General features: G+C 71.2%; 18 protein-coding genes. 7 read left to right on the top strand and 11 right to left on the bottom strand.

Annotated elements, in window-relative coordinates:
• Positions 1–34: 34 nt before the first annotated feature.
• On the bottom strand, positions 35–4,732 hold the full coding sequence (locus ACZ32T_RS30780) for an Lhr family ATP-dependent helicase (RefSeq protein ID WP_467370290.1): 4,698 nt from the start codon (positions 4,730–4,732) through the stop codon (positions 35–37).
• A 102-nt stretch (positions 4,733–4,834) separates the two neighbouring features.
• Between ACZ32T_RS30780 and ACZ32T_RS30775 the strand changes: the two genes are divergently transcribed.
• The 3 genes from ACZ32T_RS30775 to ACZ32T_RS30765 are packed head-to-tail and all read left to right on the top strand — an operon-like array spanning position 4,835 to position 6,790.
• Positions 4,835–5,698, top strand: a complete 864-nt coding sequence (locus ACZ32T_RS30775; RefSeq protein WP_467370288.1) for an AraC family transcriptional regulator — start codon at positions 4,835–4,837, stop codon at positions 5,696–5,698.
• A 10-nt stretch (positions 5,699–5,708) separates the two neighbouring features.
• Positions 5,709–6,488 (top strand): AzlC family ABC transporter permease, encoded by a 780-nt coding sequence (locus ACZ32T_RS30770; protein ID WP_467370284.1) that lies wholly within the window; start codon positions 5,709–5,711, stop codon positions 6,486–6,488.
• Complete coding sequence (locus ACZ32T_RS30765) at positions 6,485–6,790, top strand: AzlD domain-containing protein (protein ID WP_467270475.1); 306 nt, start codon at positions 6,485–6,487, stop codon at positions 6,788–6,790. Before ACZ32T_RS30770 ends, ACZ32T_RS30765 begins: the two co-directional genes overlap by 4 nt.
• Before the next feature lie 11 nt (positions 6,791–6,801).
• On the opposite strand, the gene ACZ32T_RS30760 is transcribed toward ACZ32T_RS30765, so the two are convergent.
• Positions 6,802–7,716, bottom strand: a complete 915-nt coding sequence (locus ACZ32T_RS30760; protein WP_467370282.1) for a hypothetical protein — start codon at positions 7,714–7,716, stop codon at positions 6,802–6,804.
• Between the two features lie 80 nt (positions 7,717–7,796).
• On the opposite strand from ACZ32T_RS30760, the gene ACZ32T_RS30755 reads away from it, so the two are divergent.
• The 4 genes from ACZ32T_RS30755 (at position 7,797) to recX (ending at position 11,460) form a co-directional block, all read left to right on the top strand.
• A complete protein-coding gene (locus ACZ32T_RS30755; RefSeq protein ID WP_104789542.1) occupies positions 7,797–7,991 on the top strand; it encodes a DUF3046 domain-containing protein in 195 nt (64 codons plus the stop codon).
• 188 nt (positions 7,992–8,179) lie between these two features.
• Positions 8,180–9,325, top strand: a complete 1,146-nt coding sequence (locus tag ACZ32T_RS30750; protein WP_467370306.1) for an AI-2E family transporter — start codon at positions 8,180–8,182, stop codon at positions 9,323–9,325.
• Positions 9,326–9,633: 308 nt separating this feature from the next.
• Entirely contained in the window at positions 9,634–10,764 is a 1,131-nt protein-coding gene (recA, locus tag ACZ32T_RS30745; RefSeq protein ID WP_467270470.1) for a recombinase RecA, read from the top strand.
• Between the two features lie 3 nt (positions 10,765–10,767).
• The gene (recX, locus tag ACZ32T_RS30740) at positions 10,768–11,460 is read left to right on the top strand and encodes a recombination regulator RecX (protein ID WP_467370280.1); all 693 of its coding nucleotides are present in this window, start codon (positions 10,768–10,770) and stop codon (positions 11,458–11,460) included.
• A 190-nt stretch (positions 11,461–11,650) separates the two neighbouring features.
• Here the strand turns inward: recX and ACZ32T_RS30735 are convergent, their stop codons facing one another.
• From ACZ32T_RS30735 to ACZ32T_RS30695, 9 genes are all read right to left on the bottom strand, one after another.
• Positions 11,651–12,289, bottom strand: coding sequence for a DUF6197 family protein (locus tag ACZ32T_RS30735; protein ID WP_467370277.1), 639 nt, complete (start codon positions 12,287–12,289; stop codon positions 11,651–11,653).
• A 293-nt stretch (positions 12,290–12,582) separates the two neighbouring features.
• Entirely contained in the window at positions 12,583–12,990 is a 408-nt protein-coding gene (locus ACZ32T_RS30730; RefSeq protein ID WP_467270464.1) for a rhodanese-like domain-containing protein, read from the bottom strand.
• Positions 12,987–13,505: a cupin domain-containing protein gene (locus ACZ32T_RS30725; RefSeq protein ID WP_467270512.1), complete on the bottom strand. Its 519-nt coding sequence runs from the start codon at positions 13,503–13,505 to the stop codon at positions 12,987–12,989. Before ACZ32T_RS30725 ends, ACZ32T_RS30730 begins: the two co-directional genes overlap by 4 nt.
• A 163-nt stretch (positions 13,506–13,668) precedes the next feature.
• The gene (locus tag ACZ32T_RS30720) at positions 13,669–13,755 is read right to left on the bottom strand and encodes a putative leader peptide (protein ID WP_311605579.1); all 87 of its coding nucleotides are present in this window, start codon (positions 13,753–13,755) and stop codon (positions 13,669–13,671) included.
• 32 nt (positions 13,756–13,787) lie between these two features.
• Positions 13,788–15,422, bottom strand: a complete 1,635-nt coding sequence (locus tag ACZ32T_RS30715; protein ID WP_467370275.1) for an FAD-dependent monooxygenase — start codon at positions 15,420–15,422, stop codon at positions 13,788–13,790.
• Between the two features lie 301 nt (positions 15,423–15,723).
• The gene (locus ACZ32T_RS30710; RefSeq protein WP_467270460.1) at positions 15,724–16,641 is read right to left on the bottom strand and encodes an amino acid ABC transporter permease; all 918 of its coding nucleotides are present in this window, start codon (positions 16,639–16,641) and stop codon (positions 15,724–15,726) included.
• On the bottom strand, positions 16,638–17,285 hold the full coding sequence (locus tag ACZ32T_RS30705) for an amino acid ABC transporter permease (protein ID WP_403998127.1): 648 nt from the start codon (positions 17,283–17,285) through the stop codon (positions 16,638–16,640). The genes ACZ32T_RS30710 and ACZ32T_RS30705 overlap by 4 nt, the downstream gene beginning before the upstream one ends.
• 141 nt (positions 17,286–17,426) lie before the next feature.
• Positions 17,427–18,350, bottom strand: coding sequence for a glutamate ABC transporter substrate-binding protein (locus tag ACZ32T_RS30700; RefSeq protein ID WP_467270456.1), 924 nt, complete (start codon positions 18,348–18,350; stop codon positions 17,427–17,429).
• Positions 18,351–18,382: 32 nt separating this feature from the next.
• A complete protein-coding gene (locus ACZ32T_RS30695; RefSeq protein ID WP_356710160.1) occupies positions 18,383–19,168 on the bottom strand; it encodes an amino acid ABC transporter ATP-binding protein in 786 nt (261 codons plus the stop codon).
• Between the last annotated feature and the right edge of the window lie 29 nt (positions 19,169–19,197).

Below are 19,197 nucleotides of genomic sequence, written 5' to 3'. Positions count from 1 at the left end.
GGCGCGCGGTTCCCCGGCCGCGCCGAAGCCGTCCTCAGGCGCGCAGCCGCAGACCCCGTGGCGTGGCGAGGAAGCCTGCGGCCTCCAGGGTGCGGCCCAGCGGGGAGGTGAGGGAGGAGGCGCCGTTGGTGCGCTCCACCGTGACCGTGCCGAGCGTCCCCGCGCGGGCGGCCGATGCGAGCGCCTCCGCGGCGGCCCGGAGCGCCGGGTCGTCCGGATCGGTGGGCCATGCGAGGAGGGACTTGCCGCCGCGCTCCATGTAGAGCGTCAGCTCGCCGTCCACGAGCACCACCAGCGACCCCGCCTTGCGGCCGGGCTTGTGCCCCGCCCCGTCCGGAGACTCGGGCCAGGGCAGGGCGGCACCGTACGCGTTGGCGGGATCGGCCGCCGCGAGGACCAGGGCACGGGGGGCCGACCCGGGGTCCGCGCGGTCGCGTGCGGTGGAGGCTGCCCTGAGCCGGTCCACGGCGCCGTCCATGGCGAACTGAGCCGCCCCCAGCCCCTCGACGACGTACCCACGGCGGGCCTGCCCGCTGTCCTCGAAGGCGGCAAGGATGCGGTAGACCGCCGAGAAGCCGCCCTCGACGCCCTCGGCCTGCACCGCGCCGCGGGTCACCACGCCGTGGCGGTCGAGGAGCGTCCGGGCGAGGGCGTGTGCGCGATGGGTCGGCTCGGGCTCGGCCGGGGGCAGCAGCGACCAGCGTCCCGACACGGTCGGCGGTCCGGTCCGGGACGCGGGACGGGCTGCCGCGGTCAGCGACCCGTAACGGCCGCGCGGCACATTGCGCCGCGCGCGGTGCGCGGTGGAGCCCGCCGTGCGCCCCGAACCGAGGAGCGAACGCAGGGGCGCAAATGTGTCGTTGGTGAGACGGCCGGACCAGACCAGGTCCCAGAGTGTGTCGGCCAGCTGGGGATCGGTGCAGTCCGGGTGCGTGGTGGCCCGCACCTCATCGGCGATCTGCCGGAAGAAGAGCCCGAACCCGCCGGAGAGCACGGTGAGAACCGACTCGTGCAACGCGGTCTCCTCCAGCGGAAGAGGCGGCGGCAGGAGCAGCGGAGCGCTGTCGGCCAGGTAGACCGAGAGCCAGCCGTCCTTCCCGGGGAGGGCCCCCGCGCCTGCCCAGACGACCTCGCCCGTGGTCGTGAGCTCGTCGAGCATGGCAGGGGTGTAGCCCGCCACTCGGCTCGGCAGGATCAGCTTCTCCAGGGCGGACGCCGGAACCGGGGCGCCCTGCAACTGCTCGATGGCACGGGCCAGTCCGTCGATCCCCCGCAGGCTGCTGTCGCCGAGATGCTGCCACTGGGGGAGGAAGCCGGCCAGCGCGGCGGGTGGCACAGGCTCCAGCTCCTGGCGGAGCGCGGCGAGCGAACGGCGGCGCAGCCGCCGCAGGACCGTGGCATCGCACCACTCCTGGCCGATGCCCGCGGGGTGGAACTCGCCCTGGACGACACGGCCCGACGCGGCGAGTCGCTGCAGTGCCCCGTCCGTGACGGCGCTGCCGAGCCCGAAACGGCTCGCCGCCTGGGTGGTGGTGAACGGGCCGTGCGTACGGGCGAAGCGCGCGAGGAGGTCGCCGAGCGGGTCCTTGACCGGCTCGGTGAACGCCTCGGGGACCCCCACCGGAAGTGCGGTGCCGAGAGCGTCGCGCAGCCGTCCCGCGTCCTCGACAGCCGCCCAGTGGGAGGATCCACCGATGCGGACCTGGATGGCGCGCCGGGACGTCGCCAGCTCCGGGGCCCACCCGGACTCCGCGCCGCGCTCAGCCAGCTCGGCATCGGTGAGGGGACCGAGCACACGCAGCAGATCGGCGACCCCCTCGACGTCCTTGATCTTCCTGTCGTCGGTCAGCCACTGGAGCTCCCGCTCCAGTTCGCCGAGGACATCGGCGTCGAGCAGCTCCCGCAGCTCCGCCTGGCCGAGCAGCTCGGCCAGGAGATGGGAGTCGAGCGAGAGTGCCGCCGCCCGGCGCTCGGCGAGGGGCGAGTCGCCCTCGTACAGGAACTGCGCGACATAGCCGAAGAGCAGGGAGCGGGCGAACGGCGACGGCTCGGGCGTGGTCACCTCGACCAGGCGGATGCGGCGCGCCTCCAGGTCGCCCATCAGCTCGGTGAGACCGGGGACGTCGAACACGTCCTGAAGGCATTCGCGGACGGCTTCGAGGACGATCGGGAACGAACCGAACTCGGAGGCCACCTGGAGCAGCTGGGACGCGCGCTGACGCTGCTGCCACAGAGGGGTGCGCTTCCCGGGGCTGCGCCGGGGCAACAGCAGGGCACGCGCGGCGCATTCGCGGAACCGCGAGGCGAACAACGCGGATCCGCCGACCTGTTCGGTGACGACCTGGCTGATCTCGCCCTTGTCGAAGACCACGTCGGTGGCCCCGACGGGAGGCTGCTCGCTGTCGAAGCCCTGGGCGGGGAATCCCGGGCCCGCACCGCCCGCTGCCTCGCCGCCCGCACCGGCCTGGACCGGATCGAAGTCGAGGAGGTCGAGGCCCATCAGGTCGGCGTCGGGCAGCCGCAGCACGATGCCGTCGTCCGCGTGCATGACCTGCGCGTCCATGCCGTACCGCTCACCCAGCCGGGCGGACAGGGCGAGTGCCCAGGGGGCGTGGACCTGGGCGCCGAACGGCGAATGCACCACGATCCGCCAGTCGCCCAGCTCGTCCCGGAACCTCTCGACCAGCACCGTCCGGTCGTCGGGGACGTGCCCACAGGCCCGACGCTGCTCGTCGAGGTACGACAGGAGGTTCTCCGCGGCCCAGGCATCGAGCCCGGCGGCGACCAGCCGGAGCCTGGCGTCCTCGGCGGACAGCCCGCCGAGCTCCCGGAGGAACGCGCCCAGGGCGCGGCCCAGCTCCAGCGGGCGGCCCAGCTGGTCGCCCTTCCAGAACGGCAGCCGGCCAGGGACTCCGGGGGCGGGCGAGACGAGGACCCTGTCCCTGGTGATGTCCTCGATCCGCCAGGACGTGGTGCCGAGGGTGAAGACGTCGCCGACCCGGGACTCGTAGACCATCTCCTCGTCCAGCTCGCCGACGCGTCCGCCGCCCTTCTTCGGGTCGGCGCCCGCGAGGAAGACGCCGAAGAGCCCGCGGTCGGGAATGGTGCCGCCCGAGGTGACGGCGAGCCGCTGGGCCCCGGGGCGGCCCGTGACCGTGCCCGTGACGCGGTCCCACACCACACGCGGCCGCAGCTCCGCGAAGGCGTCGGACGGATAGCGCCCGGCGAGCATGTCGAGCACGGCGGTGAACGCGGATTCGGGGAGAGACGCGAAGGGAGCCGCGCGGCGTGCGAGGGCGAGCAGGTCGTCGGCCTGCCAGCTGTCGAGCGCGACCGTGGCGACGATCTGCTGGGCCAGCACGTCCAGGGGGTTTGACGGGATCCGCAGAGCCTCGATGGCACCCTGGCGCATCCGCTCGGTGACGACGGCCGCCTGCACCAGGTCGCCGCGGTACTTGGGGAAGACCACCCCCGTGGACACCGCGCCGACCTGGTGCCCGGCGCGGCCCACCCGCTGCAGGCCGGAGGCCACGGAGGGAGGCGACTCGACCTGGATCACCAGGTCGACCGCGCCCATGTCGATCCCCAGCTCCAGGCTGGAGGTGGCGACCACGGCCGGCAGCCGGCCCGCCTTCAGGTCCTCCTCGACCTGGGAGCGCTGCTCCTTGGACACCGAGCCGTGGTGCGCCCGGGCTAGGACGGCCGGTGCCCCTTTCGCCGCCCCGGACTGGGCCATGATCTCGGCGGGGGAGTGGGCTTCGGGCAGCGGACCGCCCACCCCGGGCCGCTCCTCCGACGCCGCGGCCGCCCGCTCGTGAGCGATCTCGTTCAACCGGTTGCAGAGGCGCTCCGCCAGCCGCCGGGAGTTGGCGAAGACGATCGTGGACCGGTGTGACTGCACGAGGTCGGCGATGCGCTCCTCGACATGGGGCCAGATCGACGGCTTCTCCGCCTGACCGCCCTCGTCACCCGTGGCGGGTGAGCCGCCCAGCTCGCCGAGATCCTCCACCGGAACCACGACGGAGAGGTCGAACTCCTTGGTGGACGGGGGCTGGACGATCTCCACCTTCCGCTGCGGGGAGAGGAACCGCGCGACCTCGTCGACGGGGCGGACCGTCGCCGACAGTCCGATGCGCCGCGCCGGCCGCGGCAGCAGCTCGTCCAGACGCTCCAGGGACACGGCGAGATGGGCACCGCGCTTGGTGCCCGCGACGGCATGCACCTCGTCCACGATCACCGTCTCGACCCCGCCGAGCGCGTCCCTGGCCGAGGACGTGAGCATCAGGAACAGGGACTCGGGAGTGGTGATCAGGATGTCCGGGGGCCTCGTCGCCATCGAACGCCGCTCGGCCGGCGGGGTGTCGCCTGAACGGATCCCCACCCGCACCTCTGGCTCGGGCAGGCCCAGACGGACCGACTCCTGACGGATCCCGGTCAGGGGGGAACGCAGATTCCGCTCCACGTCCACGGCGAGCGCCTTCATCGGCGACACGTACAGCACCCGGCAGCGCTTCTTCGTCTCGGCGGGCGGCGGCAGGGCCGCCAGCCGGTCCAGGGAGGCGAGGAAGGCGGCGAGCGTCTTACCCGATCCGGTCGGTGCGACGACCAGCACGTCCGAACCCTCGCCGATGGCCCGCCAGGCACCTTCCTGCGCGGCGGTGGGCGCGTCGAAGGCGGCGGCGAACCAGCTGCGGGTCGCGGGTGAGAACGAATCGAGTGCGGAACCGGCCATGCCCCCCATCGTGCACCCCGCCACCGACAACGGCCGGTGGACGTGCGCGCCGCTCACCTTCCTGGCCTTCGGCCACCGCCCCGGACCTGCGAGAATGCGAGCATGGCGGAGGTGGACACGACACGGGAATGGGCGAGGTTCTGGCAGTACGCGGAGCTACCCCACCTCGATCTGCTGCGTGCCCGCTACGTCCGCCACACCTTTCCGCGCCACAGCCACGAGGGCTACGTCTTCGGCACGATCACCAGCGGTGTCGAGGACGTCGGCCTCCCCGGCGGCACCGTGCACGCCGGGCCCGGAACCGTGGTCATGATCAACCCTGAGGTGCCGCACACCGCCCGCGCCGGAGTGCCCGAAGGGTGGGTGTACGCCACGCTCTATCCCTCCGCCCAGGTGATCAACGACATCGCGGCCGACCTGACGCACCTGCGCGGCACAGTCGGCTTCACGGAGACCGGCGTGCGGGACCCGCACGCCGCCCGTCTGATCACCGAGGTCCACCGGGCCGCCGAGGAGGGCAACGCCCTGGCCGCCGACAGTGTCCTGCGCGTCCTGGTCGCCCGGCTGCTCGACCGCCACGGCAGCGTGCTGCCGGCCGGAACCCCGCCTCTCGCCGGTGCCCGGGACGCCGTCCGCGCGCGGGCCGTACTGGAGGAACGGATGGAGCGGCCGCCCACCCTGGAAGCGCTCGCGGCCGAGCTGGGCACCAGCCCGTTCGCGCTGCTGAGAGCCTCCAAGAAGCAGTACGGAATGCCCCCGCACACCTGGCTCACCGACGCCCGGGTGCGCCGTGCGCGACGCATGCTCGACGCGGGGACCGCGCCCGCCGAAGCCGCCGCCGCCGTCGGCTTCACCGACCAGCCCCATCTCAACCGTCACTTCACCCGGATCGTCGGGGTGCCCCCGGGCGCCTACCAGCGCGAACGCGCAAGAACGTACAAGACCGGCGGGGGTCCCGCCCCGTAGCGTTCCGGGCGTGGCAGAACAGACAGCACCCCTTCAGAGCTCCGGCGCCCTCGGCGCCCAGGGCACGGATACGGAAAAACCGGACGCCGCCGTCGTCCGGGACGCACTCGGCGTGGGCATAGCCGTGGGCCTCTCCGGGTTCGCCTTCGGTGTGACCTCGGCGGGGTCCGGACTGACCCTTCTCCAGACCTGCGTGCTGAGCCTTCTTGTCTTCACGGGGGCTTCCCAGTTCGCCCTCGTCGGTGCCCTCGCCGCCGGCGGCAACCCCTACACCGCCGCGGCCGGAGCGTTCTTCCTGGGCACCCGCAACGCCTTCTACGGGCTACGTCTGTCGCAGCTCCTCGCTCTGCCGCGCTTCGTGCGCCCCCTCGCCGCCCACTGGGTCATCGACGAGACGACCGCTGTCACGCTGCCCCAGCCCACCCGGCGTGCCGCGCGCATCGGCTTCACCGTCACCGGGCTCACCCTCTACGTCCTGTGGAACCTGACCACGCTGGTGGGCGCGCTCGGGGCGAAGGCGCTCGGTGACACCGCCGCCTGGGGGCTGGACGCGGCAGGCCCCGCCGTGTTCCTCGCGCTGCTCGCGCCGATGCTGAAGAGCACCACGGAGCGCGTCACGGCGGGACTGGCGGTCCTGCTGGTGCTGGGCCTCCTTCCGGTGCTGCCCGCGGGCGCGCCCGTACTGGTGTCCGCGCTGGCCGCTCCGGTCGTCCTGTTCCTGAACGGCCGGGGCACCAAGGGCCCGTACGACCCCGCCACCGAAGGCACGGCGCCCGGGGAGGGCCGATGAACATCTGGATCGCCATCGGACTCACCGCCGTCGGCTGCTATCTCGCGAAGCTCCTGGGGCTCCTGGTCCCCGCGGGAGTCCTGGAACGCCCCCTCGTGCAACGGCTGGCAGCGCTCATGCCGGTGGCACTGCTCGCGGCCCTCACCGCTCAGCAGACCTTCGCCGACGGGCAGCAGCTGGTGCTGGACGCCAGAGCGGCAGGGCTCGCCGCGGCGGCGCTCGCCCTCGTCCTGCGGGCGCCCTTCCTCGTCGTCGTGGCCACCGCCGTCGTGGTCACCGCCGCCGCGCGCGCCCTGTCCTGAAGCGGGACGGATCAGGACAGGGCGCGGCCGTAGGCCCGGAGGGTCTGCAGGGCCTTGAGCGTCACGATCGGGCGGCCCTCCAGGGCCGTCCCAGGGGCCCACTGCCGCCAGGTGACCGGCCAGCCGCCGTCCTCCTCCTGCCCGGCCGCGAGATGGTCCAGAGCGCACTCCAGCTCGCCCTCGCTGAACCAGCGACGGGCGAGCGACCCGGGTGTGCGTGCGTAGTCGTAAGGGAAGTGATGTTCCCCCGGGGCGTAGCCAGGAGCCACCGGGTACTCCGCGCGGCGCCGGGGATCAAGCACCACCAGCCGTTGCTCACGCACCAGTTGCCCAAGCCGGTCGGCGGCCGATTCGGCACGCGCACGGTCGGGAACGCCATCCAGGAAAGCCACGGCGGCCTCGATCTCGTACGGATGGGACTGCTCCAGGGCGTCGACGGCTGCCCAGCAGAAGTCGGTGGCCCGGAACAGCCAGGCGTGCCACACCTGATTGCGGTGCAGTAGTCCGACCACCGGGCCCGTCGCCAGCAGTTCGGCGGGCGGGTCGTCGATGACGGGGATGAAGGGCGCCGCGGGATAGCCACGCTGAGAGGGGTGGAGCGCCGGCAGAGCGCCTTCCTTGGTCGACACGTCCGTCAGATAGCGGCAGATCCGTTCCACGCGCATCCCGCCGCAGCGGCCGATGGAGTCGAGCACGCTCAGTGCGTGAGCGGTGTGGAGCGGCTGACTCACCGGTCCGCGGAGATCGGGTTCGAGCGCGTGACCGTAGCCACCGTCCTCGTTGAGATAGGCGGCGAGCGCGGTTTCGACGGTGTCCGCGCTTCCTCCCAGAAAGAGATGGGCGAACCGCCGCTGTTCGAGGACGCGTGCGGTGAGCCAGATGAACTGCTCGGCGCGGGCGAGGGGATTTGCTCCGGTTCCAGCCATGGAACCGACCGTAGAGGGGAAAACGTCGCCGGCAGGGCCCTCCGGCCCGGCTGCACTCTCAGGAGCGGGATACTGAGGGCATGCGGTTGACGATTTTCTGGGAACGGATGGCGGATCACTTCGGCGAGGCCTACGCCGACTCCTTCGCCCGCGATCACGTCATGGCGGAGCTCGGCGGCCGTACGGTGCACGAGGCCCTGGCCGCGGGGTGGGAGGCCAAGGACGTCTGGCGCGGGGTCTGCTCCGCGGTCGGTGTGCCTCCGGACAAGCGCTGAGCGGCGCGGGCCCCGTCCGCCGGCACGCCCGCGGCGCCCGCATCGGTCCCCGCCGGGCCGGGGGACCGGCCGTCACCGCGGTGAGCGAGACTGGTCCCGTGGCACCGACAGACGAGACCGCCCAGACCCAGCCGCCCGCCTCGCCGCCCGCACCACCGAATCCGCCGCCAGGCACCGGCCCCGTCCGCATGCCCGGCTGGCTGCCGCGCGCGATGGTCTTGGCTCTGGCGCTCTACGGGTGCTTCCAACTGAGCAGCTGGGCTTTCTACCAGCTCATCGGACTGCTGACCAACATCCTCATCTCCTTCTTCCTGGCGCTGGCCATCGAACCGGCCGTGAGCCGCATGGCCGAGCGCGGGATGCGCCGGGGACTCGCCACCTTCCTGGTCTTTCTCGCCGTGCTGATCGCCGGGGTCGGCTTCGTCGTCCTGCTCGGCTCGATGCTCGCCGGCCAGATCGTCGACATGGTCGATGAGTTCCCCAAGTACCTCGACTCGGTGATCAACTGGGTCAACCAGACCTTCCACACGGAGCTCTCCCGGGTCGAGGTGCAGGACAGCCTGCTGCACTCCGACTGGCTCCAGAAGTACGTGCAGAACAGTGCTACCGGCGTGCTCGACGTCTCGACCACCGTCCTCGGCGGGTTGTTCCGGCTGCTGATGATCTTCCTGTTCTCGTTCTACTTCGCGGCCGACGGCCCCCGGCTGCGGCGCGCGCTGTGCTCCGTGCTGCCGCCCTCCCGGCAGACGGAGGTGCTGCGCGCCTGGGAGATCGCGGTCGACAAGACCGGCGGCTACATCTACTCGCGCGGACTGATGGCCCTGATCTCCGGCGCGGCGCACTACGTCCTGCTGGTGGTCCTCGGAGTGCCCTACGCGCCGGCGCTCGCGGTCTGGGTCGGACTCGTCTCGCAGTTCATCCCCACGATCGGTACGTATCTGGCCGGCGCGCTGCCCATGCTGATCGCCTTCACGGTCAATCCCTGGTATGCGCTGTGGGTGCTCGGTTTCGTCGTGGTCTACCAGCAGTTCGAGAACTACGTGCTGCAGCCGAAGCTCACGTCCAAGACGGTCGACATCCATCCCGCGGTCGCCTTCGGCTCGGTGGTCGCGGGTACCGCGCTGATGGGAGCCGTCGGAGCGTTGATCGCCATTCCGGCCGTCGCCACGCTCCAGGCGTTCCTGGGCGCGTACGTGAAGCGCTACGACGTGATGGACGACCCGCGGGTGCAGGGCGGACACCGCTGGCGTCGTGGCGAGCCGGTGCTGTCGAGGATCCGCCGTGCCGCGCAGGGCGGCGGGCGCGACGGTGGCCCGGCCGACGGCAGCCCATGACACCGGCCGCGAGGCCCGGGGTCCGGGCCTCGCGAGAGCCGTCACCCGAACCCTGTGTGAGGCGCGTCGCAGTTCATTGACTTGTTCGATGTCGACTGCTATAAGCGGCTACCCTCGGCCATGTCGGCCCCGCGTGGTGCGCTTGACACTGAAATCGAACATCCATTCTCATGGGATTCCGGCCGGGTTTTGCCGGACCCGACCGTGGAGTTGTCCACAGGCCGGGAGGACGTCGAGGCCCATTGTCAGTGGCAGGGGTTAGCGTCTGTGACGTGAAGCGATCGACTCAAGCAAATCGGGTGGAACCCATGGCAGGAACCGACCGCGAGAAGGCGTTGGACGCCGCACTCGCACAGATTGAACGGCAATTCGGCAAGGGCGCGGTGATGCGCCTCGGTGAGCGGCCGAACGAGCCGATCGAGGTGATCCCCACCGGGTCCACCGCGCTCGACGTCGCGCTCGGCGTCGGCGGGCTGCCGCGCGGCCGCGTGGTGGAGGTGTACGGACCGGAGTCCTCCGGCAAGACGACGCTGACGCTGCACGCCGTGGCGAACGCGCAGAAGCTCGGCGGCTCGGTGGCGTTCATCGACGCGGAGCACGCTCTGGACCCGGAGTACGCGAAGAAGCTCGGCGTCGACATCGACAATCTCATCCTCTCGCAGCCGGACAACGGCGAGCAGGCGCTGGAGATCGTGGACATGCTCGTCCGCTCCGGCGCGCTCGACCTGATCGTCATCGACTCCGTCGCCGCCCTGGTGCCGCGAGCGGAGATCGAGGGTGAGATGGGCGACTCGCACGTGGGTCTGCAGGCCCGTCTGATGAGCCAGGCGCTCCGGAAGATCACCAGCGCGCTCAACCAGTCCAAGACCACCGCGATCTTCATCAACCAGCTGCGCGAGAAGATCGGTGTGATGTTCGGCTCGCCGGAGACCACGACCGGTGGCCGGGCGCTGAAGTTCTACGCCTCGGTGCGTCTGGACATCCGCAGGATCGAGACGCTGAAGGACGGCACCGACGCCGTCGGCAACCGCACGCGCGTCAAGGTCGTCAAGAACAAGGTGGCGCCGCCGTTCAAGCAGGCCGAATTCGACATCCTCTACGGCCAGGGCATCAGCCGTGAGGGAGGTCTGATCGACATGGGCGTGGAGCACGGCTTCGTCCGCAAGGCCGGAGCCTGGTACACGTACGAGGGCGACCAGCTCGGCCAGGGCAAGGAGAACTCCCGCAACTTCCTCAAGGACAACCCCGACCTGGCCAACGAGATCGAGAAGAAGATCCTCGACAAGCTGGGTGTCGGTGTCCGTCCGGAGGACCCCGCGGCGGAGCCCGCAGCCGATGCCGCGGTCACCACGGGTTCCGCGGCTGACGGTGCGGCCAAGTCGGTGCCGGCTCCCGCGACCAAGGCCAAGCCCGCCAAGGCCGCGGCGGCCAAGAGCTAGGCCGTGACGCGACGCACGGAGTGGCCGGGCACCGACGCAGGTGCGGCCCCCGGCCCCGAGTACGCCGCAGAACCGTCCGGGGGATCCCCGGAGCCCGGCCGGGGGGCCGGGTTCGGTGAGGGGGCGGGCCGTCGTTCCCGCTCCCGCTCCAGAGGCAGCGGTTCCCCTTCCTCGTCGAGGGCCGAGAAGGGGGAACCGCGAGACCCGGTCGAGCAGGCGCGCAACATCTGTCTCAGGCTGCTGACCGGGACCCCGCGCACCCGTAAGCAGCTGGCCGACGCGCTGCGCAAGCGGGAGATCCCTGACGAGGCCGCGGAAGAAGTCCTCTCGCGGTTCGAGGACGTGGGGCTGATCGACGACGCCGCGTTCGCGGACGCGTGGGTCGAGTCCCGGCACCACGGGCGAGGGCTGGCCCGGCGTGCCCTCGTGAGGGAGCTGCGCACCAAGGGGGTGGACCCGACAGTGATCGACGAGGCCGTCGGGCAGCTCGACCCCGAGCAGGAGGAGGAGACCGCCAGGGAGCTCGTGGCACGCAAGCTCCGCTCCACCCGGGGGCTGGACCGCGACAAGCGTCTGCGCCGGCTCGCGGGCATGCTCGCGCGCAAGGGGTACGGCGAGGGGATGGCCCTGCGCGTGGTGCGTCAGGCGATCGAGGCGGAGGGGGAGGACATGGAAGGGCTGGACGAGCCCTTCTGACCGGTGGGACGGGAGCGGGGGGAAGCGGGGGAGCACGCAGCCGGCCCGGCGTGGGGGTCGGGTGTCCGGCAGTCGTGGGCGGATCGGGGCGTGAGCGCGCAGGCCAGGAGACGGTCTGCTGAGGTGGCGGAGGGGGACACCGCAGCGGGCCGTATCTGGCGGCGGAGAGGGGCGGGCGGAAGTCCGGCGCTCAGTGTCCTGCGAGGGACGCGCGGCGGATCGTGGCGTCGATCAGGGCCAGTGCGTGGGCGGCGGTGCGGCCGGGATGCCGGTTCCAGGGGCCGATCAGACCGGCCCAGCCCTGTGAGCGCAGCTCGGTGATCATCCACGCACCGGCTCGGTCGACGGTGTCGAGCGACCCGTAGCCGAGCCGGTGGGCCGTCAGCATGGCCCCGCAGAGACAACGAGCGCCCCGGGCGTTGCGCAGGCGATAGGGGGTGTTCTGCCAGCCCCACTCCATGAGGATCTGCCGGGCGTAGCCCAGATGGGTGGACGGGCGCACATCGGGCTGCCCGATGCGGCGCCACGCGTGCAGACGCTCGGGCATGACAGCGCCGAGGCGCCCGGGGAGCGGGCGCTCGCGCGGCCCTCGCGGAGGCAGGGCCCGCAGGGAGTCCTCGACGAGCCGGTCGACAGGCACGGTCAGCAGGTCCCGCCAGTCCGCCGGGGGTGATGGCCGCGCCTTGTCGTCCGGTACGGACGTCGGGGGTGTGGGCTTCCGGGCGGCGGTCTGCTCCCAGCCTGTGACGATGCGCTGCCACGCGTCGGTGTCATGGAGCCGGGAGGCCTGTGCGTCGAGCTGGTCGGGGGTGAGCTGAGCGGTTTCCATCGGCGCGACATCTCCGTACATTCCGATCCTCGGTGATGAGGCGAATGTCCGTCGCGCACGGCGATTGCTCCACCGGGGAGCAGCGTTCGGGTGGAGCGGAGCGTCGTTCGGTCCAGTGAGCGGCCGGATGACGGATGACTGCCCCACCGGCCGCCGGCCCCCGATCGGCGGCCGTTGATCACCGGCCCCGATCGGCGGCCATCGGAAAGGGCATCGGAAGTGACGGGGCCACCGGTACGGACCGGTGGCGGCTGCCAGGCCGGGAGGCCAGGTGTGCCCGAGTGCGCCTCCGGTCAGAGAGCGACCGGGAGCCCGGCCGCGCGCCAGGCCTGGAAGCCGCCGGTCAGATCCGTGGCCCGGTGCAGCCCCAGCTGTCGCAGGGAGGCGACCGCGAGACTCGAGGCGTAACCCTCGTTGCAGATCACCACGACCCGCAGATCGTGGCTCACCGCCTGTGGGGCACGGTGGCTTCCCTGCGGATCGAGCCGCCACTCCAGCTCGTTGCGCTCGACGACCAGAGCCCCGGGGATCAGGCCGTCCTTCTCGCGCAGCGCCGCATAACGGATATCGACCAGCAGCGCGCCTCCGGCAGCCTCGGCTGCGGCCTCCTCGGGTCCGATCCGCTCGTAGCCCGCTCGTATCCGTTCGAGCAGTTCGTCGATGCCCACCGGGTTCCCGGGGCCCTGCTCCGCCTCGCTCACTGCCAGTCCTCCGGGCGTTCGGTCTGCTCGAGGCGCAGCACCGCTCCCGTGCGGCTGTAGCGGCGGATCTGCGGGAGGGGCGGGTAGTACGCGTGGACCGATACGGCGTGTTCGTCACCGGACTCGTTGAGCACCTCGTGGACGTGGTGCCGGCCGAAAGCCCTGCCCTGCCCGGTCGCCAGGAGCCGGTCCCGGTCGATGCCCTCGCTCACTTCGAGGGTCTTCCAGCCGTCCGTGGGCAGTCGCGCGGCCAGCGAGTGTTCCCTGAGGGCGCCGGCCGCGACGGTGAAGGCCCCCGTCGACTCGGCGTGGTCGTGCCAGCCCGTGCCCGTACCGGGCGGCCAGCCGATCAGCCACGCCTCGCTGCCGCCGGGGCCCTCGAGCCGGAGCCAGGTGCGGCCCTCGGGGTCGAGCGGCAGCGAGGCGACGAGCGCGGCGTCCTGCGCGGTCCGGCGGACGAAGTCGAGCAGTTCCGGGGCGGTCGGGGCCGTGGCCGTACCGGCGACGGCGGACACCCTCGCGTCGTCGGCAGCGGGGGTCGACGGGCCCGCTCCTACGGCGGAGCCGGACGTGGGCGTGGGCGGAGTGGGAAACGATGCAGACACAGGGACCGTCCTGAGAAGTTCGCGTGGACGCACAGCCGCGCGCGAAACAGCACGGCGTGCGGGGAAGGGCGATTCAGCAGGACGGGCGACACACGCAGCCCGCATAGCGGACCAGGTCCATATGGACCCTCCGCCACAGGCGCACATCGGTGTCGGTCATGATCTGGAGTACACCATGTGTGCCTGCGACGGTCAATTGACGTCCGCTGTCCGGTCGGAGCTCGTGGTGGCGCGCCCCCGGTCGCCGTGCGCCGTGTCCGGGCCACCCCCGCGCGCCGCGTCCGCCGCCGCGAACAGTTCGGCGGGCCGCACCCCGTTGAACGCCGCGACGAGATGCCCGTCCGGCCTGACCAGCAGCACCGTATGGGCCGTCGCGCCCGGGTAGCTCTCGGTCACCAGCAGCTCGGCGTTCACGGGGAGGGAGTCCACGGCCTCGACCAGCCGGGGCATGACACCCGCGGTCATCCAGTGCCGCCTGTCCCACACCCCCGTGCCCGGTGCGACCAGGATCACCAGCAGATGCCCCAGACCCAGCCGGTCGCGCAGCCGCACCGTCTTCCCGTCGGGCGCGGTCACCCGCACATCGGCGACCGGAGCGCCGGGGTCGGTCCCCACCGGCGCGTGCGCCTCGGCGTGTTGAGGCGAGAGAGGGGAGTGCGTGTACGCGGGGGGCGCGCCCAGAGGGCCGCACCCCAGATGGCCATCGGCCAGCAAGGTGTCGTGCCCGCGCGCGGCACCGGGTACGAGCGTCCGGAGACCCGCGCCGCCCCGCAGTATCGGCAGTGACTGGTCGGCGGCGCGCAGCCGGGAGGCGACGGCGGCCCGGCGCTCGGCCTGGTAGCTGTCGAGCAGGAGCTCCGAGCCACCCTGGTGCCAGGCCTGCGCCAGCTTCCAGGCCAGGTTCTCGGCGTCCCGCAGCCCCTCGTCCAGGCCCTGGGTGCCGAGCGCGCCCAGCAGATGGGCGGCGTCGCCGGCGAGGAAGGCGCGCCCAGACCGCCAGAGCCTGGCCAGCCGGTGGTGGAGGGTGTACACACCCGTGTCCAGCAGCTCGTAGGCCGGAGTCTCACCGCACCAGCCCTCAAGGGTGTCGCGGATCCTGGTGATCAGGGCTTCGGGTGTGACCAGTTCACCGCGCGGCGGAAGGAGCCAGTCGAGCCGCCAGACGCTGTCGGGCAGCGGTCGCGCGGTGACCTCGGCCCCACCGGTGCGCCACGGAGGGGACCGGTGCAGCATCGCCTCGCCCGGCCAGGGCAGTTCGGCGCGGAGCGCGGCGACGGCGTGCCGCTCGACCGCCGTACGACCGGGGAACCTGATGTCGAGGAGCTTGCGTACGGTGGACCGCGCGCCGTCGCAGCCCACCAGGTAACTCCCGCGCCACCAGGTCGATCCGGGGTCCCGGGTGTGCACCGTGACCCCGTGGGCGTCCTGCTCCAGGGTGTCGATCCGGCTGAAGGGCACCATGGTGACCAGGTCCTGCGCGGCGACCGCGGCCCGCAGACCGCCTGCGAGGGCGTGCTGGGGCAGATGGACGGGCGAGGGCAGCGGTACGGTGCCCTCCTCCTCGCCCAGCGGCACGGCCCGCACCAGTTGCTTGCGCCGCACCGAACGCCAGCCGGCCCACCGCAGCCCTACGCCGTGGAGCGCCGGGCAGCCGAGCCGTTCCACCAGGTCCGCGGTGTCCTCGCGCAGCACGACAGTGCGGGCGGGGCGCGGTTCGTCCTTCCCGGGGCCCTCGTCGAGCAGCACGGACGGAACGCCCTGCGCCGCGAGGGCGAGCGACAGCGCGAGCCCGACCGGGCCCGCGCCGACGACGATCACCGGGTCCACGGTGTGAACCCTCCGGCGCCGGTGGGAGTGGCCGTGGAGGTCCTGGAGGCCGAGGGGGAGGGTGGGGGTCCGGCGGCGGTGGTTCGGGGCGCGATCACAGAACGAATGCAACCCACTGCCGGTGCCTGCGTCAAGCGACGGCGGGACCGGGCGCCCGCGTTGCCGCCCCACGCAACCCATGCAGCTCCCGCGCCTCAGCACTCGGGAAAACCGTGACAGCCCGCCGGCGGGCCGGCGGGCTGTCACGAAGGGGAGGGGCGGACGGCGCGACCCCTTACGGGATGCCCGAACGCCGGTTCCGTCAGTCTGTCTTGCCGATCCCCTCGGCCGGCCCCGGCCCGCCTGCCGGTCCGTCCTCGGCGCGGGGCGCCGCCAGGCTGCCCGGGGTCTCGGCGGCGGCGGCCATCGCGATACCGGTCTTGGCCCGCCGGCCACGCTTCTCGATCCAGGTGGCCAGCGCCGACAGGAGCAGACACATCGCCACGTAGATCGTGCCGATGACCGCGATCGTCGAGACGTACGGGTACTGGCCATTGACCTGGGTGTTGGAGGCGATCAGACGCGCCGTCTGCAGCAGCTCCGGGTACAGGATGATGAAGCCGAGCGACGTGTCCTTGAGGGTCACCACCAGCTGGCTGATGATCGTCGGCAGCATCGCACGCACCGCCTGCGGGATCAGCACGCTGACCATGACCTGGGTCTTGCTCATCCCGAGGGCGTACGCCGCCTCGCTCTGGCCCTTGGGCACCGAGTTGATACCGGCGCGCAGCACCTCGGCCTGGACACAGCCGTTGTAGACCGACAGCCCGAGCGCCAGGGCCCACATCGAGTAGTCGGTGAGGAAGCCGACCCAGATGGCGTAGATGGTGATCAGCAGCGGGATCGAGCGGAAGAGCTCGATGAAGGTGGTCGCGACCCAGCGGACCGGCTTGTGGTCGGAGAGCCGGCCGACGGCGAGCAGGACGCCGAGGATCAGTGAACCGACGGCCGCCAGACCGAAGGCCTTGAGCGTGGCGAGCACGGCGTCGGCGATGTTCTGCCGGATGCCCGAGTAGTTGAAGATGTCCCACATCTCGGGGGCGAGGTGCCCCTTGTCGGACAACCGCACCAAGCTGACGGCGATCAGCGCCAGGATGGCGAGGCTTCCGGCCACGGCGTAGATCCGGTTACGGACGGCGGCCTTGGGACCCGGGGCGTCGTAGAGAACGCTGGCACTCATCGGGCGACCTCCATACGACGCTCCAGCAGCCGGAAGAGACCGCTGATGGCAAAGGTGACGACCAGGTAGCCGAGGGCCACCCAGATGAAGACGGGCATGATCTCGTAGCCCCGGTCACTCATCAGCTTCTGCCACCCGAAGAGTTCGGTGACGCTGAAGGCCCCGGCGATCGCCGAGTTCTTCGTGAGGGCGATGAAGATGCTGCTCAGCGGTGGGATGACGGACCTGGTGGCCTGCGGGAGCACCACGATCCGCAAGGTCTGGGCGAACGTCATACCGATGGAGCGGGCGGCCTCGGCCTGCCCCAGGGGGACGGTGTTGATACCCGAGCGGACCGCCTCGCACACGAAGGAGGAGGTGTAGAAGCCGAGTGCCAGCGAGCCGAGCAGGAAGGGGCTCATGCCCGGGAAGAGGATCTCCGGCACCACGAAGAAGAAGATCAGGAAGAGAAGCGTCAGCGGGGTGTTGCGCAGCAGGGTCACCCAGGCGGTGCCGAAGAAGCGCAGCGGCGGCACGGGCGACACACGGAAGCCGGCGATGGCGACGCCCAGGACCAGAGCGATGACCGAGCTGATGGCGGTGATCGACACGGTGCCTATGAAGCCGTCGCGGTATTCCGGGAAGTTGTCGAGCAATACGTTCATGGGGTCTCCGCGTCGGCGGTCAGCGGCATCTGGGCAGGGGAAGGGGCGCCCCGCACACCGCCGTCGTCGAGGACGGCGGCGTACGGGACGCCTCACTCACGCGTGTGGCGTCAGTGACAGGACGTCAGCGACGGAGCTGCGTCAGTAACGCTCGATGGCCGGCGGCTCGGTGTAGTCCGAACCGGACAGGCCCAGGGTCGCCTCGTAGATCTTCTTGTAAGTGCCGTCCTCGACGCGGGTCTCCAGCGTCTTGTTGAGCGCCTCGCGGAGCACCTTGTCGTCCTTGTTCAGGCCGACGCCGTAGGGCTCGTCGGTGAACGGCTTGCCGACGACCTTGAGCTTGCCGGAGTTGGCGGCGGCGTAACCCTTGAGGATCGAGTCGTCGGTGGTGACGGCGTCGACCTGCTTGGTCAGGAGTTGCTGCACACAGTCCGAGTACTTGGCCAGCTCGACGACGTTCGCGCCGTACTCGGGCTTCTTGATCTCCTGGAGCGGGGTCGAACCCACGATCGAGCAGACCTTCTTGTCCTTCACCGACTCCTTGCCGGTGATGGAGGTCTCGTCCGAGCGCACGAGCAGGTCCGCGCCGGCCTTGTAGTACGGGCCCGCGAAGCCGACCTGCTTCTTGCGCTCGTCGTTGATCGTGTAGGTACCGACGTAGTAGTCGACCTGGCCCTTGGAGATGGCCGTCTCACGGATACCGGAGTCGACGGTCTTCCACTCGATCTGCTTCTCCGGGAAGCCCAGGTCGGCCGCGATCATGCGGGCGATCTCGACGTCGAAGCCGGAGCGCTCCTTCGTCGACTGGTCCTCGAAGCCGAGGTACGGCTGGTCTGCCTTGACACCGATGACCAGCTTGCCGCGCTTCTTCGCCTCCTTGAAGGTCGGCGAGTCGAGGTCGACACCGGTGGCGACGGTGTACTTCGGCAGCTCGGGGGCCTCGGACGAACCGGGCTTGACGCCCGACGGCTTGTCGCCGGCGGAGCCTTCCTTGCCGCCACAGGCGGTCGCGGTCAGGGCGAGCACAGCGATGGCCGCAACGGCGGCCGACTTGCGGAGCTTCATGTGAACAATCCTCGTGTCGTGGGTCGTCGGTATCAGTGGTGCAGAATCTTCGACAGGAAGTCCTTGGCCCGGTCGCTGCGCGGATTGCTGAAGAACTGGTCGGGAGTCGCCTCTTCGACGATCTTCCCGTCCGCCATGAACACCACACGGTTGGCGGCCGAACGGGCAAAGCCCATCTCGTGGGTGACGACGACCATGGTCATCCCCTCCCGGGCCAGCTGCTGCATGACCTCGAGCACCTCGTTGATCATCTCCGGGTCGAGAGCCGACGTGGGCTCGTCGAAGAGCATGACCTTGGGGTCCATCGCCAGCGCGCGTGCGATCGCGACGCGCTGCTGCTGACCGCCCGAGAGCTGCGCCGGGTACTTCTCCGCCTGCACGCCGACGCCCACCCGGTCGAGCAGGGTCCGGGCCTTCTCCTCGGCGGCCTTCTTGTCGGTTCCGCGGACCTTGACCTGGCCCAGCATCACGTTCTCGAGCACCGTCTTGTGCGCGAAGAGATTGAACGACTGGAAGACCATGCCGACATCGGCACGCAGCCTCGCCAGCTCCTTGCCCTCCTGGGGCAGGGGCTTGCCGTCGATCGCGATCGCGCCCGAGTCGATCGTCTCCAAGCGGTTGATCGTGCGGCACAGCGTGGACTTCCCGGACCCGGAGGGCCCGATGACTACGACGACCTCGCCACGGGCGATGGTCAGATCGATGTCCTGGAGCACATGCAGCGCGCCGAAGTGCTTGTTGACGTTGCTCAGTACGACAAGGTCGTCTCCCGCAGGTGCGGCATCCTCGGCGGCCTTGGTCACTGAAACTCCGCTCATCGGCTTCTTGCTCCGTCCTCCTCGGTTAG

It is taken from the genome of Streptomyces sp. NPDC023573 (genome assembly GCF_055559735.1).
The sequence above is the reverse complement of the archived record's forward strand: the minus strand, read 5'-3'. Positions and strand labels throughout refer to the sequence as shown.

Coding starts and splice junctions, on each gene's coding strand:
- recA (WP_467270470.1), top strand. CDS start 9,634: ATGGCAGGAACCGACCGCGAGAAGGCGTTGGACGCCGCACTCGCACAG.
- ACZ32T_RS30765 (WP_467270475.1), top strand. CDS start 6,485: ATGAACATCTGGATCGCCATCGGACTCACCGCCGTCGGCTGCTATCTC.
- ACZ32T_RS30705 (WP_403998127.1), bottom strand. CDS start 17,285: ATGAACGTATTGCTCGACAACTTCCCGGAATACCGCGACGGCTTCATA.
- ACZ32T_RS30735 (WP_467370277.1), bottom strand. CDS start 12,289: ATGGAAACCGCTCAGCTCACCCCCGACCAGCTCGACGCACAGGCCTCC.
- ACZ32T_RS30710 (WP_467270460.1), bottom strand. CDS start 16,641: ATGAGTGCCAGCGTTCTCTACGACGCCCCGGGTCCCAAGGCCGCCGTC.
- ACZ32T_RS30760 (WP_467370282.1), bottom strand. CDS start 7,716: ATGGCTGGAACCGGAGCAAATCCCCTCGCCCGCGCCGAGCAGTTCATC.
- ACZ32T_RS30755 (WP_104789542.1), top strand. CDS start 7,797: ATGCGGTTGACGATTTTCTGGGAACGGATGGCGGATCACTTCGGCGAG.
- ACZ32T_RS30750 (WP_467370306.1), top strand. CDS start 8,180: ATGCCCGGCTGGCTGCCGCGCGCGATGGTCTTGGCTCTGGCGCTCTAC.
- ACZ32T_RS30700 (WP_467270456.1), bottom strand. CDS start 18,350: ATGAAGCTCCGCAAGTCGGCCGCCGTTGCGGCCATCGCTGTGCTCGCC.
- ACZ32T_RS30780 (WP_467370290.1), bottom strand. CDS start 4,732: ATGGCCGGTTCCGCACTCGATTCGTTCTCACCCGCGACCCGCAGCTGG.
- ACZ32T_RS30695 (WP_356710160.1), bottom strand. CDS start 19,168: ATGAGCGGAGTTTCAGTGACCAAGGCCGCCGAGGATGCCGCACCTGCG.
- ACZ32T_RS30720 (WP_311605579.1), bottom strand. CDS start 13,755: ATGACCGACACCGATGTGCGCCTGTGGCGGAGGGTCCATATGGACCTG.
- ACZ32T_RS30775 (WP_467370288.1), top strand. CDS start 4,835: ATGGCGGAGGTGGACACGACACGGGAATGGGCGAGGTTCTGGCAGTAC.